This window comes from Aquimarina callyspongiae (genome assembly GCF_034322225.1).
Classification (GTDB): domain Bacteria; phylum Bacteroidota; class Bacteroidia; order Flavobacteriales; family Flavobacteriaceae; genus Aquimarina.
Window position 1 is genome coordinate 476,312 of record NZ_JAXLPA010000005.1, and the last position, 18,112, is coordinate 494,423.

Annotated in this window: 17 protein-coding genes; 14 read left to right on the forward strand and 3 right to left on the reverse strand. The window is 32.5% G+C overall.

The features are described 5' to 3' along the window. Nucleotides 1-124 precede the first annotated feature (124 nt). From U0D62_RS21530 to U0D62_RS21540, 3 genes are all read left to right on the forward strand, one after another. Nucleotides 125-1,675: a hypothetical protein gene (locus U0D62_RS21530; RefSeq protein WP_322289423.1), complete on the forward strand. Its 1,551-nt coding sequence runs from the start codon at nucleotides 125-127 to the stop codon at nucleotides 1,673-1,675. 83 nt (nucleotides 1,676-1,758) lie between these two features. Beyond that, complete coding sequence (locus U0D62_RS21535; protein WP_322289424.1) at nucleotides 1,759-2,058, forward strand: hypothetical protein; 300 nt, start codon at nucleotides 1,759-1,761, stop codon at nucleotides 2,056-2,058. Between the two features lie 181 nt (nucleotides 2,059-2,239). Continuing rightward, nucleotides 2,240-3,694 carry a hypothetical protein gene (locus U0D62_RS21540; protein WP_322289425.1) on the forward strand — a complete coding sequence of 485 codons (1,455 nt, stop codon included), beginning with the start codon at nucleotides 2,240-2,242 and terminating at the stop codon, nucleotides 3,692-3,694. A gap of 103 nt (nucleotides 3,695-3,797) precedes the next feature. Here the strand turns inward: U0D62_RS21540 and U0D62_RS21545 are convergent, their stop codons facing one another. Then, on the reverse strand, nucleotides 3,798-6,083 hold the full coding sequence (locus U0D62_RS21545; RefSeq protein ID WP_322289426.1) for an aminotransferase class III-fold pyridoxal phosphate-dependent enzyme: 2,286 nt from the start codon (nucleotides 6,081-6,083) through the stop codon (nucleotides 3,798-3,800). A gap of 306 nt (nucleotides 6,084-6,389) precedes the next feature. Between U0D62_RS21545 and U0D62_RS21550 the strand changes: the two genes are divergently transcribed. From U0D62_RS21550 to U0D62_RS21565, 4 genes are read left to right on the forward strand one after another with little or no spacing between them, the layout of a single operon-like run. Next, nucleotides 6,390-6,929: a GNAT family N-acetyltransferase gene (locus U0D62_RS21550; protein WP_322289427.1), complete on the forward strand. Its 540-nt coding sequence runs from the start codon at nucleotides 6,390-6,392 to the stop codon at nucleotides 6,927-6,929. Between the two features lie 47 nt (nucleotides 6,930-6,976). Then, nucleotides 6,977-7,522: a hypothetical protein gene (locus U0D62_RS21555; protein ID WP_322289428.1), complete on the forward strand. Its 546-nt coding sequence runs from the start codon at nucleotides 6,977-6,979 to the stop codon at nucleotides 7,520-7,522. 49 nt (nucleotides 7,523-7,571) lie between these two features. Further along, nucleotides 7,572-8,090: a signal peptidase II gene (lspA, locus tag U0D62_RS21560; protein WP_322289429.1), complete on the forward strand. Its 519-nt coding sequence runs from the start codon at nucleotides 7,572-7,574 to the stop codon at nucleotides 8,088-8,090. Between the two features lie 2 nt (nucleotides 8,091-8,092). Next, nucleotides 8,093-8,698: a carboxymuconolactone decarboxylase family protein gene (locus tag U0D62_RS21565; RefSeq protein WP_322289430.1), complete on the forward strand. Its 606-nt coding sequence runs from the start codon at nucleotides 8,093-8,095 to the stop codon at nucleotides 8,696-8,698. Nucleotides 8,699-8,772: 74 nt separating this feature from the next. Here U0D62_RS21565 and glyA read toward each other — a convergent pair whose 3' ends face one another. After that, on the reverse strand, nucleotides 8,773-10,059 hold the full coding sequence (gene glyA / locus U0D62_RS21570) for a serine hydroxymethyltransferase (protein WP_322289431.1): 1,287 nt from the start codon (nucleotides 10,057-10,059) through the stop codon (nucleotides 8,773-8,775). 203 nt (nucleotides 10,060-10,262) lie between these two features. Between glyA and fahA the strand changes: the two genes are divergently transcribed. From fahA to U0D62_RS21600, 6 genes are all read left to right on the forward strand, one after another. After that, nucleotides 10,263-11,543, forward strand: a complete 1,281-nt coding sequence (gene fahA, locus U0D62_RS21575; protein ID WP_322289432.1) for a fumarylacetoacetase — start codon at nucleotides 10,263-10,265, stop codon at nucleotides 11,541-11,543. Nucleotides 11,544-11,654: 111 nt separating this feature from the next. Then, entirely contained in the window at nucleotides 11,655-12,845 is a 1,191-nt protein-coding gene (locus U0D62_RS21580) for a hypothetical protein (RefSeq protein WP_322289433.1), read from the forward strand. Nucleotides 12,846-12,861: 16 nt separating this feature from the next. Further along, entirely contained in the window at nucleotides 12,862-13,338 is a 477-nt protein-coding gene (locus U0D62_RS21585; protein ID WP_322289434.1) for a VOC family protein, read from the forward strand. Between the two features lie 45 nt (nucleotides 13,339-13,383). Next, the gene (locus U0D62_RS21590; protein ID WP_322289435.1) at nucleotides 13,384-13,986 is read left to right on the forward strand and encodes a Crp/Fnr family transcriptional regulator; all 603 of its coding nucleotides are present in this window, start codon (nucleotides 13,384-13,386) and stop codon (nucleotides 13,984-13,986) included. Nucleotides 13,987-14,074: 88 nt separating this feature from the next. Then, entirely contained in the window at nucleotides 14,075-14,362 is a 288-nt protein-coding gene (locus U0D62_RS21595) for a hypothetical protein (protein WP_322289436.1), read from the forward strand. Between the two features lie 11 nt (nucleotides 14,363-14,373). After that, nucleotides 14,374-14,820 carry a group III truncated hemoglobin gene (locus U0D62_RS21600; protein WP_322289437.1) on the forward strand — a complete coding sequence of 149 codons (447 nt, stop codon included), beginning with the start codon at nucleotides 14,374-14,376 and terminating at the stop codon, nucleotides 14,818-14,820. Here the strand turns inward: U0D62_RS21600 and ytxJ are convergent. After that, nucleotides 14,817-15,212, reverse strand: a complete 396-nt coding sequence (gene ytxJ / locus U0D62_RS21605; RefSeq protein ID WP_322289438.1) for a bacillithiol system redox-active protein YtxJ — start codon at nucleotides 15,210-15,212, stop codon at nucleotides 14,817-14,819. The genes U0D62_RS21600 and ytxJ overlap by 4 nt on opposite strands. A 204-nt stretch (nucleotides 15,213-15,416) precedes the next feature. Between ytxJ and clpB the strand changes: the two genes are divergently transcribed. Further along, entirely contained in the window at nucleotides 15,417-18,017 is a 2,601-nt protein-coding gene (clpB, locus tag U0D62_RS21610; protein WP_322289439.1) for an ATP-dependent chaperone ClpB, read from the forward strand. Nucleotides 18,018-18,112: the final 95 nt, after the last annotated feature.

Consider the following 18,112-nt stretch of genomic DNA (forward strand, 5'->3'; position numbering starts at 1 on the left):
TTAAAAAGCAATATTAGTACTAATTAAAAAGTTATACATTTAGTCCTTTGGTAATCGATTAAAAAAAACAAATGTTTTTTGATCGATAAAACCAGTTATATTTTAATAAAATTGAAGCTAAACAATGCGTTATTTATCTACTCTTTTCTTATTGGTATTAATAGTCTTATGGAGTTCTTGTCGAAATGATTTTGAATCTGGTCCAAGCACCGGGAACTTACAATTCTCAACAGATACTTTATTGTTGGATACTGTTTTTACTAATATTGGTTCTAGTACGTATAGTTTTAAAGTATATAATCGAACAAATGATGATTTTACTATTCCTACAATTGCGTTAGAACGAGGCGAAAGCTCTAATTATAGACTTAATGTAGACGGAATACCAGGTAAATCATTTGAGAACATACAAGTATTAGCCAAGGATAGTATTTTTGTTTTTGTAGAAACAACCACTGATATCACACAACAAACTGGTGATATCGAATTTTTATATACAGATCGTGTTCTTTTTGACACTGGTGGTAATCAACAAGATGTAGATTTGGTTACATTGGTTAAGGACGCTGTCTTTTTATTTCCTTCACGAGATGCTATGACAGGAGAAATCGAGACTTTATTGTTGGGATTAGATGAAAATAATGAAGAGATCCGTATTGAAGGCTTTTTCCTTGAAGATGATCAACTAACACTTACTAATGAAAAACCTTATGTAGTATATGGCTACGCTGCGGTACCTTCTGATAGAACACTAACTATCGAAGCAGGAGCCAGAATACATTTTCATGCCAATTCTGGAATTATCGTGGCCAATAATGCAACTCTGTTAGTAAATGGAGAAGTAAGTACAGATCAGGATCTTATGGAAAACGAGGTCATATTTGAAGGCGATCGTTTAGAACCTGGATTTAGTGATGTTCCTGGGCAATGGGGAACCATCTGGCTAACTGCAGGCAGTACAGGACATGTAATTAATCATGCAACTATAAAAAATGCCACTGTTGGGATTTTAATGGATTCTAATGATGGAGGTGTTGATCCTACTCTTACGATAACCAATACACAAATATATAATAGTGCCAATGTAGGTTTACTTGCTCGAACTGGAAATGTTCTTGGCGAAAATCTCGTTATCAATAATTCTGGACAAGCTTCTCTTAATTGTGCTTTAGGAGGCAGATACAATTTTAATCATTGCACATTTGCAAATTACTGGACCAGTAGTTTTAGGCAATTTCCTTCTGTATTAATCGATAATAATCTACAGATTAGTGCTACAGAAGTAGCAGTGGCAGATCTTGTAGAAGCAAATTTCACAAATTGTATTATCTATGGTAATGAAAACTTAGAATTAATTTTCAGTAAAGTGGGAGAAACCGCTTTTAATTATAACTTTAAAAATTGTTTGATTCGTTTTAATGATATTAATGATCAATTTAGTAGTGATGCTATGTATGATTTTACAGATACCAATTTGTTTGAAAACATAATACTTAATGAGGATCCAGATTTTAAAGCTCCTTTTGAAAACTTACTCACTATTGGTGACGCCTCTGCCGCTAATGGTCAGGCATCCACACCAACATCAGGAACTGATATTTTAGGAACAATTAGAAATGCTACTGCTCCAGATATTGGAGCTTATGAAAGTATTATTTTTGATCCAGATAACTAAACCATTATAGCTATTGATTAATAACGATATTACGTAAAAATATTTTTTTGGTTATTTTTATTCATTATCTAAAAGCGAAACATATGAGAATTTCACAAAAAACAGAGCTTTATATTCTAGCCATTAGCTCTATTTTGATTACATCTTTTTTGTTTTTTATCGATGAAGGAAACTACAACTTTAGTTGGGTTACAGAACCTTTTGTATGGTTGGTTTTTTTATTATATGCCATACCAATTTTTTTAGGTCAGCTACTACTGTTAAAAATTGTTTTAAAAAGATTAAATGGTTTAAACAAAATCATATTAAGCATCTTAATGGGTTCTGTATTGGGAATAACCTGTACTATTGCCCTTCTGTTTAGCGGTCTTATAGTTTTATAAAAAATTACCCGCCATTTAACATATTTCCAAAAAAACATAACGTAAAACTTAAAAATACGGATAAACCACACTGCAAACCAAGGGTTTATACCTATAGGGAATTTTCTTGTTAAAAATTAGATTTGAGTTGATAATCAAACCATATCATCAATAACCAATCAACTAACTAATTTTTATCAGTATGAAAACTAAATTCAGTAACATCTCAAGTATCTTTATATTGGCTTGCTTTGGAATTATGCTCATTATTTCCTGCAGCAAAAACAATAAGAAAGAAGAAAAGAAAGATGTTGATCAAGAAACTGTCGCTTATAATGATTCTAAAGCATCTTCAAGTGACTGTGAATGTGAATCTAATTGGTTTCCGCATAGCCAAACTCCGCCTCCAGAAGAAGGAAAAGGAAGTCCATTTGATACAACTAGTACTACTAACTGTATTTTTCAACAATGGGCTTGGCAGAAGTTTTTGTGGTTAACAAAACCTCAAAGTAATGGAAAAACTCTTTTTGAAAATGAGCTTATACCTGTTAGTCCATTAATGCTACCTGTTAAACCACAATTAGGCCTTTCTTTAGTATTGGATTCAATAGGTCAAGCAGGGCCTGGTGGTATTTTGCTTTCTAATCCAGAGTTTAATAGCAGTCATAAAAAAGCTGATACTGTATACTATGCTATATATGTGGATTCTACTTTAAAGGACGCTACTGAAGCTTTTACCAAACTTATTCTAAAGGACACTACACTACTTAATAATTCATTTACTTTTCCGGTTGGATCATTAGAGGTAAAAACTTCTTGGATCAAAACCAATGCTATACCAGAAGCCCAACTTTCTTCATATTATCAAACAAAAGCAGCCGTATATGAGAATGGAAAATATGTAGAAAGTACTGTTGCTTTATTAGGAGTGCACGTTGTCGGAATCGTCGAGAATCATCCTGAATTTATCTGGGCAACTTTTGAACACTCAGACATGGCTCCTAACTATGATTGGAGTGCTGGTTCTGCCAGTTCAACAGATGAAAAACTACTTTTCGGTTCTGGAAGTACTTCATCCCTTGACGGAATCAAACTTGCATCGGGAAGCGATTTTCCTATAACACCTAATGAAGTATATGACCTTTTTAAATATGGTGTACCTAGAACTCCTGGAAATGGATACATGGAAACCAGTCAAAACGAGCCCGAAAATTATAATAACATAGACAGCTTAAATATTTGTGTGTCTAGTCAATTAACTGATGTTTGGAAAAACTATTTCTATAATGGAGCTTTATGGATAAATACAGATGGATTAAGTCCAACTAAACAAGCTGATACTATAAGAAATCTTGGTGGTAATATTGATAAAGCTACCAAAGGATCTATCGCAAGAGGTTCTTTAAATGCTGCTAATACAACCATGGAAACCTATGTACAAACTTTTCAAAGTAGCACACATAATATTAATGCAGGAAATCTGGTAAATTGTTTTTTATGTCATAATTCTGCAAGCCTTAACGGAACTAATAAATCTCCTCTTTATTTAAGTCACGTTTTTAATGGATATTTTGAATATCAAAAAGGAAAAACACCGAAACAAATAAGCAAAATGAAACTACAAGAATTTGATGCGGTCTTTCTAAAAAATAAATAATACTACTAAACCATATTATAAAAAAGACTTTGGTAATTGAATTACCAAAGTCTTTTTTATTTTTTAATGATAGTACATCTAAATCATTAGGTTGATCCTAATCTTATGCTTTAACTGCTTTAATACTTTTATGAGTTTCTAAAACATGGGCAATCTTTGTCACCACTACCTTAGCATTTTCTTTAGTAAAAATCAATGGAGGTTTAGTTTTAAGCACATTATCATATGGACCATCTGTACTAATAAGGATATATTGATTCCTAAGTTCATTTTTTATTAAGTGTGCTAATGCTGTATCCGGCTCTTTAGTATTCTCCTCTACTATTTCTACCCCTAAAAACAATCCTGAACCTCTTACATCACCAATACAATCAAATTTTTCTTTAAGCTCTAAAAAAAGTGATTTATAGTAATTCCCTACCTCTTTGGCATTTTCTTGTAATTTTTCTTCTTCTATAACATCCAGTACTGATGAAGCTATAGCGCACGAAACCGGATTACCTCCAAAAGAACTAAAAAATTCAACTCCCTTACCAAAAGATTCTGCTATTTTGCTAGTTGTTATTACAGCACCCATAGGGTGTCCATTAGCCATGGGTTTGCCTACAATAACAATATCCGGAACCACCTCTTGTGCTTCATACCCCCAAAAATATTCCCCTAACCTTCCAAATCCCGTTTGAACTTCATCACTAATACAAACTCCTCCCTGCTGTCTGATAGCAGGATAAATCTCCTTTAGATATCCTTTTGCAAGTGGCACCTGACCTCCACAACCTACTATAGGTTCGGTTATAAATGCAGCAATTGGTATTTCTGACTCTTTTATTTGTTCAATAGCTTCTTGAGCATACATCTTTCCTGCTGTACCATCATTTTGAGTATATTTACCTTTATAAGTATCAGGAATTACTGTTTTAAGAACGTATTCTTTCTGCCCTTGTCCTTTTGGGTTATTAAACTTATAATCACTAATATCAATTGCGGTTTGTGTATTGCCATGATAGCCATGTTCCATGACCATCAGTTTTTCTTGTTTGGTATGATTTTTTGCCAAACGAATTGCTAAATCACTTGCTGCACTTCCTGAATTAACAAAATACACCGTATCTAGGGATGAAGGGAATTTTGATAAAAGCTTTTCTGCATATTCTGATAACAAATCATAAACATACCTTGTATTTGTATTAAGCTTTGCCATCTGTTTTTGTCCGGCTTTAACAACCTTTGGATGCGAATGTCCAACATGAGGTATGTTATTGTAAGCATCCAGAAAAGTGTTTCCATATACATCATACATATATTGAAATGCAGATCTATCCATATAGATAGGTGTATCATAACTCACAGAAAGTATTGAACTAATATGGTTATATCTGCGATCTAACGCTTTTTCTATTGGTAATGGTTGCTTAACGTCAAAACCTAATTCAGCACGAAAAGCGCTCTCTGCTTTTATTGGATTAATTTTCAATATGTTATATAACATATTCCAAGCAGATTTTTCACTTACTGAAGCATACTCATTATTTGGGTTTTCCTTTTTCGCATGTGCAGAATTACAAACACTTGTACACAACCGCGCAGCAATCAAATAGTATAATATCTCTATTTCATTTTCCTTAATTGGTAATATAGTGTGATAAGCCTTTAAGATTGGTAAAGCCCAATCCAAACCATTTTCTTTATCATAACAAGCATAGGTAATAGCGATAGCCAGCTCATTAATACGTGGTGAATATGCTAAATCCCCAAAATCAATAATACCGCAAACCTCATCACCTTCTATCAAAACATTCCACTCATTAGCATCATTATGAATAACTGATTTTTCTAAATCTGGAAGAACTGGAGTTACGTATTCTTCAAATTGCTGAAAGAAATAAGTAACAATACTTCTATCTTTTGCATCAGGAATATCTTGAATATAATCTTTATTTAAATTTAGGTATTGAATATCCCACTCCCACTTACGCGATTTAAGCACATAATTATCAAAGTTTTGAAACTTCAAATCAATTTCAGCAAGGAATACCCCAAGAGATTCTAACATCTTTTCTGATACTGTTACATCTCCAATAAATTTCCCTTCCAGAAAAGATAACATTCTGCATATGCTCTTTTTTCCATTTACATCTAGGACTTTAATAAAAGATCCATCTTTAAAAGGAAATGGGTCTGGTATGTTTTTTTGGTTATTTTCTTTAAGAAATAAAAGAGTGGCATTCTCGGCTTCAACCAAATCATACATCTCTTTGGTATACAGATAGGTTTTAAAAATATAGCTATTACTGCTAGTTTTAACTTTATAATTTTCATTATCGTATCCGTTGAGTTTTTTTATCTCAACTTGATCAAAACCAAAATATTCCTGTAATAACTTGTTCATTTTAAAACCTTTATTATACTACAATTCAAAGCTTAAATAATAAAAACACCACTCAAAAGGTCAGTGATTTTTAGTTGTTTTTTATATGATACGAATCTATCAAAAAACAATCTGGCTTACAAACACATAAACAAGTTTAATCAAATTAACAGTCTTATATATCGAAGCAAAGTTTTAATGATCAAAAAACAGGTTTTATCCCATTTCACTAGCCAAAGTGATTGTATTAAGTATCAAAAAAACATACAGAATAATAAATTATATGCAGTATCTTTATATTCTTATTCTTTTCAATCTTATCCCAGTATGAATACATATCTCTTTAAATCTGAACGACTTGGATTTCGAAACTGGTCACTTAATGATCTTGATGATCTTGCTTCAATTAATAACGATGATGATGTTATGGAGTTTTTTCCTTTCAAACCATCAAAAGAAGACACTAAAAGTTTTATTGTCAGAATGCAACAACAGTTTGAAGAAAAGAGGTTTTGCTATTTTGCAGTAGATATATTAGATACCAAAGAGTTAATTGGGTTTATTGGTTTGAGTGAACAAACCTATCTTGAAAATTTTGGCCCCTTTGTAGACATCGGTTGGAGGCTTAAAAAAAGTATTTGGAATAAAGGATATGCTACTGAAGGTGCCAAAGCCTGTTTGGATTATGGGTTTACTCAAATCGGTTTAGAAAATATTTATTCTGTTGCTCCAGAAATTAATGTAAAATCCGAACTTATTATGAAAAAGATAGGAATGCAAAGAATAGAAACTTTTGACCATCCTAAATTAAAAGACTATCCTCAATTAATGTCTTGTGTTTTATACCAAAAAAAGAAACTAGCATGAAATAATCAAAGTGAGTTTTTATAACATCTTAACATCAATCAATAATTATGAAACCTTCTTTTATACACCTAACACTATTTTTTGTCTTCTCAATTAGTTTGAATAATATCGTTTTAGGACAGGAAAAGCAACTTCATTACTCTATTAATCAGGACATGTATAGTAATTTCTCTAAAGCATTTGAAACTCTTGATTATAATCTATTTGCTTCAATTCATAGTCAAGATATGATTAGAATCTCTGGTGGAAATGGAGGAGCCATAAAAAAAGTAAAAGAATATCTCAAAGGGTATCAAAAACGATGGGGTACTCCTGCTAAAAAACCCTCTCCAATAGATTTCAGATTGTTTGAAAGGGTCACTTCTGACTCCTTAGTTTCAGATAGAGGAATATACCGTATTACATACGTCAATAATGATAAAGAGACAAAATATTCTTATGGTCAGTTTCACGTATTACTGCGATTAGAAAAAGGACACTGGAAAATACTTATTGACTATGACTCTAATGAAAATAAAACAATTGATAAGAAGAGTTATGATTCGGCATTTGCGTTAACTAATTATGAAAAATATTGGGTTCATAAAAATTAATCTGCTATTAATGCCACATTTGAAAAATTTTATCGTTACTTAAATTAGCATGAAAAAAATAAGTAAAAAAATAAGACTACTACTTATATTATCGTTGATTCTACTTAATGTTAGTTGTGATCAAATATCTAAAAACGTAGTTCGTCATACAATTGAAAAAAATGAACAGATACAGGTTTTTAAAGAAAACTTCATTCTTACAAAAGTAGAAAATAGAGGAGCTGCTTATAGCCTGGGATCTGATCTTGCTCCTATTCTAAAAATACTTCTTTTACAATTATTACCTATTATCGTATTAATCTTTTTACTTAGACAGCTTATTATAAAAACTAACTATTCCAGAGAAACTATTATTGGTTTTACCTTTATTATTGGTGGTGGAATTGGTAACCTTTTTGACCGAATTATACGTGGATCAGTAACTGATTTTATGATTATGGATCTTGGTATTATAAAAACCGAAATATTCAATATGGCAGATGTATCTATTATGGTTGGATCAGCAATAATTCTTATTACAACTCTATTAAACAAAAATGGATCATTTTTTAAAACATCTAATCAATAAATATGAGCTGGATAAAAGAAATACCATATGACGAGGCTACCGGAAAACTTAAAAGCATTTATGATCGTGTCAAAGGGCCTAATAATAATATAGATAATGTATTATCAATCCATAGCTTACGACCGCATACACTTACCGGACATATGGGATTGTATAAAAATGTACTGCATAATTCTAATAACACTTTACCTAAATGGTATTTAGAAACTCTTGGCGTTTATGTCAGTCACTTAAATCAATGTAGTTACTGTGTGGATCATCATTCTGCTGGATTACAAAGATTAATAAATAATGAAGAGAAATTTCAAAACATCCTTAATTGCCTTACTTCTGATAATATAGAATCATTTTTTGATGGTCATTATCTTAAAGGCTTAGGATATGCAAAAAAACTAACCCTTGCTCATCGTACTATTAACAAATCTGATATCGAAGAATTAAAAAAATTAGGTTTCTCTGACGGTGAAATACTGGAAATCAATCAGGTAGTCAGCTATTTTAATTATGTAAATCGCACCGTAGTAGGCTTGGGAGTCAATACAGAAGGGGATATCATAGGATTATCTCCTAATGATAGTGATGATCCTAATAATTGGGGGCATTCCTAATATTAATTATTTCAAAATAAAAAACGCGTGATTATTAAATCACGCGTTTTTTTATATCATATAATAGAAATACTCTAAGCAAGTACACTATTTACAAACAATGGTTTATCTGCCATCATAGCATTTACATCATCTGCGATAGTATGTAATGCTGATTCATCTTCTACATTAGTAATCACTTTATCGATCAACTCAACGATTTCTAACATATCGTTTTCTTTTAATCCTCGAGTTGTAACTGCAGCAACACCTATTCGAATACCAGATGTTACAAATGGTGATTTATCATCAAATGGCACCATATTCTTGTTTACTGTAATTTCAGCAACACCTAGTGCTTCTTCGGCTTGTTTTCCTGTTACATTTTTGTTTCTAAGGTCGATTAACATCATATGGTTATCTGTACCTTTAGAAATTACCTCATATCCTTTTTCTACAAAAGCTTCTGCCATTGTTGCGGCATTTTTCTTTACCTGAACGATATAATGCAAGAACTCATCAGTTAAAGCCTCACCAAAAGCAATTGCTTTAGCAGCAATGATATGTTCTAATGGACCTCCTTGATTTCCTGGAAACACTGCGCTATCCAGAATGGAAGACATCATTCGTTTCTTTCCGCTTTTAAGAGTAATCCCAAATGGGTTTTCAAAATCTTTTCCCATTAAAATCAGACCTCCTCTTGGTCCTCTTAATGTTTTGTGAGTAGTAGTAGTTACTACATGACAATGAGGAATTGGATCAGAAAGAACTCCTTTGGCAATTAATCCTGCTGGATGAGCTATATCTGCAAAAAGAATAGCTCCTACACTATCTGCTATCTCTCTGAATCTTTTATAGTCAATATCTCGAGAATATGCAGATGCTCCCGCAATGATTAATTGTGGTTTTTCTGCTTCAGCTATTTCTTGGATTTTATCATAGTTTAATCTACCGGTCTCCTTCTCTACTCCATAAAAAACAGGATTATATAATTTACCCGAAAAATTAACCGGAGATCCGTGAGTTAAATGTCCTCCATGAGAAAGGTCAAAACCTAAAATTTTATCTCCTGGTTTAAGGCAAGCATGGTATACTGCTGTATTTGCTTGAGATCCCGAATGCGGTTGTACATTAGCATACTCTGCACCAAACAATTCTTTGGCGCGGTCTATCGCTATTTGTTCCACTACATCTACTACTGAGCATCCTCCATAATAACGCTTTCCAGGATATCCTTCAGCATATTTATTTGTCAATACAGAACCTGCTGCTTCCATTACTTGTTCACTAACAAAGTTCTCTGAAGCGATGAGTTCTAACCCGTTGATCTGACGTTCTTTTTCGTCCTGAATTAAATCAAAAATTTGTTCGTCGCGTTGCATGTTGTTTAATTTATATAATAGATGTCCAAAAATAGGAACATTCCTTAAAATACGTTAATGCAATATTAATAAATATGAACATTTTCTTCACAATTAAAAATATTATATTTTTTCAGTAACTTTCACTTAAATACAATATTTTAGACGCTCGAATATTATATATTTGATATAAGATTTTCCAACAACATATTAAAAAAACTATAATGCCCATAACAGCAAATAACCCAAATAGAAAAACCTGGATACAAACCCCAAAAAATACAGATTTTCCCATTCAAAATATACCATTTGGTGTTTTCCTGACTCGTGATGACATTATTACTATAGGTACTCGTATCGGAGATACTGCTATTGATCTTGGAGCATTACATCAATTAGGATACTTTGACAACATTCCATTAACCGATGATATTTTTCTACAGGATTCTTTGAATGATTTTATTTCTGATGGAAAAAAGACCTGGAGATTGGTACGTAATAGAATTGCAGATATTTTTGATGAAGAAAATGATGCCTTAAAAAATAATGAAGAACATCGCAAGATCGTACTCTTCACATTGGATGAGATCGAAATGCAACTTCCTGTAACCGTTGGAGATTATACTGATTTCTATAGTAGTATAGAGCACGCAACTAATGTAGGAAAAATGTTTAGGGATCCGGAAAACGCTTTATTACCTAACTGGCTTCATATACCTGTAGGGTATCACGGACGTAGTAGTTCGATTATCCCTTCTGGTATTCCAGTACATAGACCACAAGGACAAAAAATAATTAATGGAGCAGAAAGTCCAATTTTTGGCCCATCCCGATTAGTAGATTTTGAGTTAGAAATGGCCTTTATTACTACTGATGCTAACCTTCTAGGAGAACCTATCCCTATTGAAGAAGCCGAAGATTACATTTTTGGTTTAGTATTATTTAATGATTGGAGTGCTCGTGATATCCAAAAATGGGAGTATGTTCCTTTAGGACCATTCTTAGCTAAGAATTTTGCTTCTTCTATCTCTCCTTGGATCGTAACACTAGATGCTTTAGAGCCATTTAGAGTAGAAGGTCCTAAACCTCTAAAAGAACAATTACCTTATCTTCAATATAAAGGCAAGAAGAGTTTTGATATTAATCTTGAGGTAGCCATTCAACCAGAAAAAGCTAAAGAAACTATCGTTTCTAAAAGTAATTTTAAATATATGTACTGGAATATGGCACAACAATTAACCCATCACACTATTAATGGTTGTCCGGTAAATTCTGGTGACATGATGGGTAGTGGAACCATTTCTGGGCCTACTCCGGATTCTTATGGTTCAATGCTAGAGCTCAGTTGGCGAGGAGAAAAGCCTGTGCCACTTAAAGAAGGTGGAAGTCGTAAATTTATTGAAGACAATGATACTGTAATCATTAGAGGGCATTGCCAAAAAGATGGAGTGCGAATTGGTTTTGGAGAAGTGTCTACAAAATTACTACCCGTATTTAAAAAATAATTATAGCTGTAAACCCTTATAAAACCTCAAACAAAAAATTTTTGAGGTTTTTTTATTACCTTTTGGCATCAAAATTGGTTATATGCTCCAAACGATAAACCAAAGACTATTATGAAAAAACTACTACTAATACTATCGATTACTACCCTGATACTTTCATGTAGCAGTGTTAAACAAACAGAAAAAGCTCTGAATACAGGAAACTATGATCAGGCAATAAATATAGCTTTAAACAAACTTAGAACTAACAAAGAGAAAAAAGGAAAACAACCTTATATTCTTATGTTAGAGCAAGCATATGTAAAAGTAAATGACAGAGATAAAAATGCTATTGATTATATGCAAAAAGATGGTAATCCTGCAAACCTGGAACGAATCTATAATACGTATCTAACTTTAAAAAACCGACAAGAGCGTATTAAACCTTTATTACCTCTATACCTTGTCGAACAAGGAAGAAATGCTAATTTTTCTATGGATAATTACGATCAGAGAATTATCAATACCAAAGAACAGCTTTCTGATTATCTATACGATAGCGCTAAAGGTTTACTGTCTTCTGCAAAAAGAAAGACAGACTATAGAAAAGTGTATGATGACTTAGTTTATTTAGATAAAATCAATCCTAATTATAAAAACATTCAGGACCTTATCGAAGAAGCACACTTTAAAGGAACTGATTTTGTAAAGGTTACTATGAAAAACAGAACCAACGTAATCATTCCAAGACGACTGGAAGAAGATCTTCTTAATTTCGGAACTTATGGATTAAATGATCTGTGGACAGTATATCATAGTAAACCTCAACGTAAGATCCAATATGATTATTCGATGGAGGTAGATTTAAGAGAGATCAATATCTCTCCAGAACAAATTAGAGAACGCCAGTTAGAGAAAGAAAAACTGGTTAAAGATGGCTGGGAATATCTTTTGGATGAAAATGATGAGATTGTTGTAGATGACAAAGGAGAAAAAGTAAAAGTTGATAAAATGGTTAAAGTACGATGTGAATATTATGAATTCACTCAGTTTAAAGCGACAAATGTTGTAGGTAACGTACAATACAAAAACCTTAGAACCCGACAACTTCTTGATGCTTTTCCATTAGCAAGTGAATTTGTTTTTGAACATATCTATGCTAATTACAATGGTGACAAAAGAGCTTTAGACGATGATTTAGTTCGTTACCTAGGTCTTCAGTCTGTACCATTTCCATCTAACGAACAAATGGTTTATGATTCTGGAGAAGACTTAAAAAACAAACTTAAAGGTATTATTACCCAATACCGTTTTAAACAATAACTCAAATACGTTAGTTATGAAATATATCTTAGGAATATCCGTGTTACTATTAATATCAATAACCGGATATTCTCAGGATAAAAATTTATCTGATCTAAAACCTTACTTTACAGCTATTGTAGTAAGCGACATTGATGTTTCTATCCAATGGTATGAAGATAAACTTGGATTTAAAGTACGTAACAAAACCGAAGTTGAAGAAAGAGGTTTAAAACAAGCTAACTTACAACGAGCAGATGCTATTATTGAACTTATACAATTAAAATCTTCTCTATCACCAAAAGATATTCTTAAAGAAAAGCCACGAGGAACATTCATTAATGGGTATTTTAAATTTGGTTTTGCTGTTTCAGATTTTGATCAATGGATAAAGCATTTATCTGAATCCAAAGCAGAATTTCACGGTTCTGTTGTAAAAGATCCTGTCTCTGGAAAAAAAATGATTATTATTAAAGACCCTGATGGCAATCGTATTCAATTATTTGAAAACTAGCATACAATAAATTAGTATTTTGAATATATAAATACCGTACTTCAAATGATCGATCAAGACACCTTACTTAATGCCGGTGCTGTATTAAAAAAATATCAGAAAGGGGAACAACTTTTTAAAGAAAACGATATTGCAAAATATTACTATCAGATACAATCTGGGGAGGTGAAAATGAATAATTTTAATGATGAAGGTAAAGAATATATACAAGGTATCTTTGGTCCAGAAAAAAGCTTTGGAGAACCTCCATTATTTGCTGATTTTAGATATCCTGCTAATGCAGAAGCTATTATTGATGCAGAGGTCTGGCAACTTTCAAAAGAAAAATTTTTAAAACTCCTGGAAGAACACCCCTCAATTCATCATAAATTTACAAGCACACTCGCTTTACGACTATATTACAAAGCCATTATGGTTTCCGAAATATCAACTCAGGAACCTGAGCACCGTATCCTCAGAATTTTGGATTATTTTAAAAAGAACAATCAACAAGACCATACAAATAGCACTACTCGCTACAAAATACAATTCACCAGGCAACAATTAGCTGACCTCACAGGTCTTAGAGTAGAAACTGTAATTAGAGCAATAAAAAAGCTGGAACAAAAAGGTGAACTACTAATTAAAGATCGAAAAGTATACAGATAAATATCGTTTTTAAGCCTTTATGATTAGGATCATAAACTCTTACCCTATTCCTGAGATATCTTTGAACCATAACTTAAAAACTATTGTTATGTATTCAAAATTTCTAAAGGATTTCAAAGAAATGTATATGGCATATATACCCCTTATGATTATATTATCTAGCTGCTTAGGATCCGTAGCTGCTATGTATATTCTTATGCAAGAACGTTCATCTTTTCAAATAGTACAATTATCATTATGTGTAATGGTCTGTATGACTTTTAATGCGTCGATTTTAGCTCAGATGAAAGCAAAATTTGTATTCAATCTTTTAATTATTAGCTTACTTACCAATTCTATTCTAACCATAATAAACTTTGGGTATTATATGGCATAATATTAACTACTATGAAAAGAGAGCATCTTATTGATATCGAAAGTAGAGAAGACATACATAAATTAGTTTCTCTGTTTTATGCTAAAATTAGAAAAGACAAAATGTTGGGGTATATATTTAATAATATGATTCACAACTGGGACGAGCATATTGAACGATTAACCGATTTCTGGGAAACCAATTTACTATTTGTAGCAAAATTTAAAGGCAATCCCATTGCCGTACATCAAAAGGTAGACAAAACTTTTAATGGTACAATTACTCAAGAACACTTTGGTAATTGGTTGAATCTATGGTTTGAGACTATTGATCAATTACATCTCGGAGAAAAAGCCGAGATCGCAAAAAGAAGAGCAAGAAAAATGTCTACTCACTTATATATAAAAATGTATGAATCAAGAGTCCAAGACATAACCGTATGTCCCTTTCTTACTGAAAAAAGTAAAAATGTATTTTAAACAAACTCATGTAATACCTGTGGAGTAATCATACTATGAGAAGAATGATGCACTGCAACATTATTACGAATTACAATAAATTGTGGAGATTCATGGAACACTTGAAATTTTGCTGCTATTTCTGAAGATATATCTCTATGATTTAATAAATCTAAATAGTATAAATCCACTTGATCCTCTGTAAGATCAAAACTACTTTCAAAATTACGAATCACCATTCGACTAATTCCACATCGGGTAGAATGTTTAAAAATAGCTTGTGTTTTAGTTTTTGATGCCTTCGCTATTTGGTCCAGTTGAGATAACGATTTAAGCTCTTGCCAAGGTAAGGCTTGCTTTTCTTCTTTTGACTCTTGATTTTCTGATCCAAATAATTTATTAAATATTCCCATTTTCCTCTTTCTATTATTGTATTACAAACTTAATCAAATGATTTTTATTATTGATCATCGTTCTTTTATTGGTCGATATGAATTGTGTAACTTTACAATAAGTCAAAAAGGCATAAACCCCTAGTGTTTACAAGACATTTTGACATATTTATCTATCAGGAATGTTATTTGATCTACCTCAATAAAAATTAAAAAGAAAAGCAGATGAACTTTAATAATTTTACTATAAAATCACAAGAAACCATACAGCAAGCGCAACAACTTGCTCAGGGTTTAGGGCATCAGCAAATTGAGAACGAACATATTTTCAAAGCTATTTTCGATGTAGATGAAAATGTACTTCCTTTTCTATTAAAAAAGCTTGATGTTAATATGAGTTTGTTACTACAGGTTTTAGAAAGCACTTTAGAAAGTTTTCCTAAAGTAAGTGGTGGCGATTTACAATTATCCAGAGAAGCCGGAAAATCTTTAAATGAAGCTAGTATTATTGCCAAAAAGATGAATGATGATTATGTTTCAATTGAGCATTTGGTAATTGCTATTTTTAAATCTAAAAGTAAAATAGCACAAATCCTAAAAGATCAGGGAGTAACAGAAAAACATCTTAACGAGGCGATACAAGAAATTAGAAAAGGAGAGAGAGTAACTTCTCAAAGTGCAGAAGAAACGTATCAGGCATTAAATAAATATGCAAAAAACCTTAATGAACTTGCTGAGAGTGGGAAACTTGATCCGGTTATTGGACGAGATGAAGAAATTCGAAGAGTATTACAGATTCTTTCTCGTCGTACCAAAAACAATCCAATGCTCGTAGGAGAGCCAGGTGTTGGTAAAACTGCAATTGCTGAAGGTTTAGCTCACAGGATCATTGCGGGAGATATTCCTGAAAACTTAAAAAACAAGCAAATCTTCTCTCTGGATATGGGAGCATTAATTGCCGGAGCCAAATTTAAAGGAGAATTTGAGGAACGTCTTAAAGCCGTTGTAAAAGAAGTAACTACAAGTGACGGAGATATCGTATTGTTTATTGATGAGATACATACATTAGTTGGTGCTGGTGGTGGTCAGGGAGCTATGGACGCCGCTAATATTTTAAAGCCTGCTTTAGCGCGTGGTGAACTTAGGGCTATTGGAGCAACAACGCTTGATGAGTATCAAAAATATTTTGAAAAAGACAAAGCATTAGAAAGGCGTTTTCAAAAAGTAACTATTGATGAACCTGATACCGAAAGTGCTATCTCCATTTTAAGAGGAATTAAAGGTAATTATGAGACACACCATAAAGTTCGAATTAAAGATGAGGCCATAATTGCCGCTGTTGAACTATCTCAACGATACATCACCAATCGTTTTTTACCGGATAAAGCAATCGACTTGATGGATGAAGCCGCTTCAAAATTACGAATGGAGATCAATTCAAAACCTGAAGAATTAGATGCATTAGATCGTAAGATTATGCAACTTGAGATAGAAATCGAAGCAATAAAAAGAGAGAATGATGAAGTCAAATTAAAGGTTCTCAACGCAGATCTTGCCAATATCAAAGAAGATCGTAATGAGATCTTTTCCAAATGGCAAAGCGAAAAAGAAGTTGTTGATGCTATTCAAAACACAAAAACAGCTATAGAAGAACATAAACTTGAAGCAGAACGTGCAGAACGTAATGGAGATTACGGTAAAGTAGCAGAGTTACGTTATGGAAAAATCAAAGAAGCTCAGGAAAATCTAGAAAGTCTACAGCATCAGTTAAATGAGCAACAAAGTAAGTCTTCATTAATAAAAGAAGAGGTCACTAATGATGACATTGCAGAAGTTGTAGCAAAATGGACCGGGATTCCTGTTACTAAAATGTTGCAAAGTGAGCGAGAAAAGTTATTAGTTCTTGAAAAAGAATTACAAAAACGCGTAGTTGGTCAGATTGAAGCTATTCAAGCTGTTAGTGATGCTGTTAGAAGAAGTCGTGCAGGTTTGCAGGATCAAAAAAAACCAATAGGATCTTTTCTTTTTCTAGGTACCACTGGTGTAGGTAAAACAGAACTCGCAAAGACACTGGCAGAATATCTGTTTGATGATGAAAACGCAATGACTCGCATCGACATGAGTGAGTATCAAGAGAGACATGCAGTAAGCAGATTAGTAGGAGCACCTCCTGGATATGTAGGATATGATGAAGGCGGACAGCTTACTGAAGCGGTAAGAAGAAAGCCATATTCTGTAATTTTACTCGATGAAATAGAAAAAGCACATCCCGATACCTTTAATATACTTTTGCAGGTACTCGATGAAGGAAGGCTAACAGATAATAAAGGTAGGACAGCAGATTTCAGAAATACCATTATAATTATGACCAGCAATATGGGAAGTCATATTATACAAGAGAAATTTGAAGCAATTAAAGATATGGATACCGCTATGGAAGCTTCTAAAATTGAAATTTTAGGCTTATTAAAACAAACCGTACGACCAGAATTCCTGAACAGAATTGATGATATTATTATGTTTTCGCCTCTTACAAAAGCCAATATCAAAGAGATTGTAAAATTACAATTAAGTAAGGTTTCAGAAATGTTATTACAACAACGTATAACATTAGACGCAACAGAAGAAGCAATTGTATATCTTTCAGAAAAAGGATTTCAACCAGAGTTTGGAGCAAGGCCAGTTAAACGTACCATTCAGAAAGAGGTACTCAATCAACTATCAAAAGAGATTCTTGCTGGTAAGGTTTCCACAGAAAGCATCATATTACTTGATGAATTTGATCATAATTTGGTATTTAGAAATCAGGCAGATTTAGTATCTTAAAAACAATAACAAACTAAGAGTCAACCAGTTTTATATTAAAACTGGTTGATCTTTTTAGTATTATATATAATAAATCAACAATTCTAAGGTTCTTT

Coding starts and splice junctions, on each gene's coding strand:
- U0D62_RS21530 (WP_322289423.1), top strand. CDS start 125: ATGCGTTATTTATCTACTCTTTTCTTATTGGTATTAATAGTCTTATGG.
- U0D62_RS21535 (WP_322289424.1), top strand. CDS start 1,759: ATGAGAATTTCACAAAAAACAGAGCTTTATATTCTAGCCATTAGCTCT.
- U0D62_RS21540 (WP_322289425.1), top strand. CDS start 2,240: ATGAAAACTAAATTCAGTAACATCTCAAGTATCTTTATATTGGCTTGC.
- U0D62_RS21545 (WP_322289426.1), bottom strand. CDS start 6,083: ATGAACAAGTTATTACAGGAATATTTTGGTTTTGATCAAGTTGAGATA.
- U0D62_RS21550 (WP_322289427.1), top strand. CDS start 6,390: ATGAATACATATCTCTTTAAATCTGAACGACTTGGATTTCGAAACTGG.
- U0D62_RS21555 (WP_322289428.1), top strand. CDS start 6,977: ATGAAACCTTCTTTTATACACCTAACACTATTTTTTGTCTTCTCAATT.
- lspA (WP_322289429.1), top strand. CDS start 7,572: ATGAAAAAAATAAGTAAAAAAATAAGACTACTACTTATATTATCGTTG.
- U0D62_RS21565 (WP_322289430.1), top strand. CDS start 8,093: ATGAGCTGGATAAAAGAAATACCATATGACGAGGCTACCGGAAAACTT.
- glyA (WP_322289431.1), bottom strand. CDS start 10,059: ATGCAACGCGACGAACAAATTTTTGATTTAATTCAGGACGAAAAAGAA.
- fahA (WP_322289432.1), top strand. CDS start 10,263: ATGCCCATAACAGCAAATAACCCAAATAGAAAAACCTGGATACAAACC.
- U0D62_RS21580 (WP_322289433.1), top strand. CDS start 11,655: ATGAAAAAACTACTACTAATACTATCGATTACTACCCTGATACTTTCA.
- U0D62_RS21585 (WP_322289434.1), top strand. CDS start 12,862: ATGAAATATATCTTAGGAATATCCGTGTTACTATTAATATCAATAACC.
- U0D62_RS21590 (WP_322289435.1), top strand. CDS start 13,384: ATGATCGATCAAGACACCTTACTTAATGCCGGTGCTGTATTAAAAAAA.
- U0D62_RS21595 (WP_322289436.1), top strand. CDS start 14,075: ATGTATTCAAAATTTCTAAAGGATTTCAAAGAAATGTATATGGCATAT.
- U0D62_RS21600 (WP_322289437.1), top strand. CDS start 14,374: ATGAAAAGAGAGCATCTTATTGATATCGAAAGTAGAGAAGACATACAT.
- ytxJ (WP_322289438.1), bottom strand. CDS start 15,212: ATGGGAATATTTAATAAATTATTTGGATCAGAAAATCAAGAGTCAAAA.
- clpB (WP_322289439.1), top strand. CDS start 15,417: ATGAACTTTAATAATTTTACTATAAAATCACAAGAAACCATACAGCAA.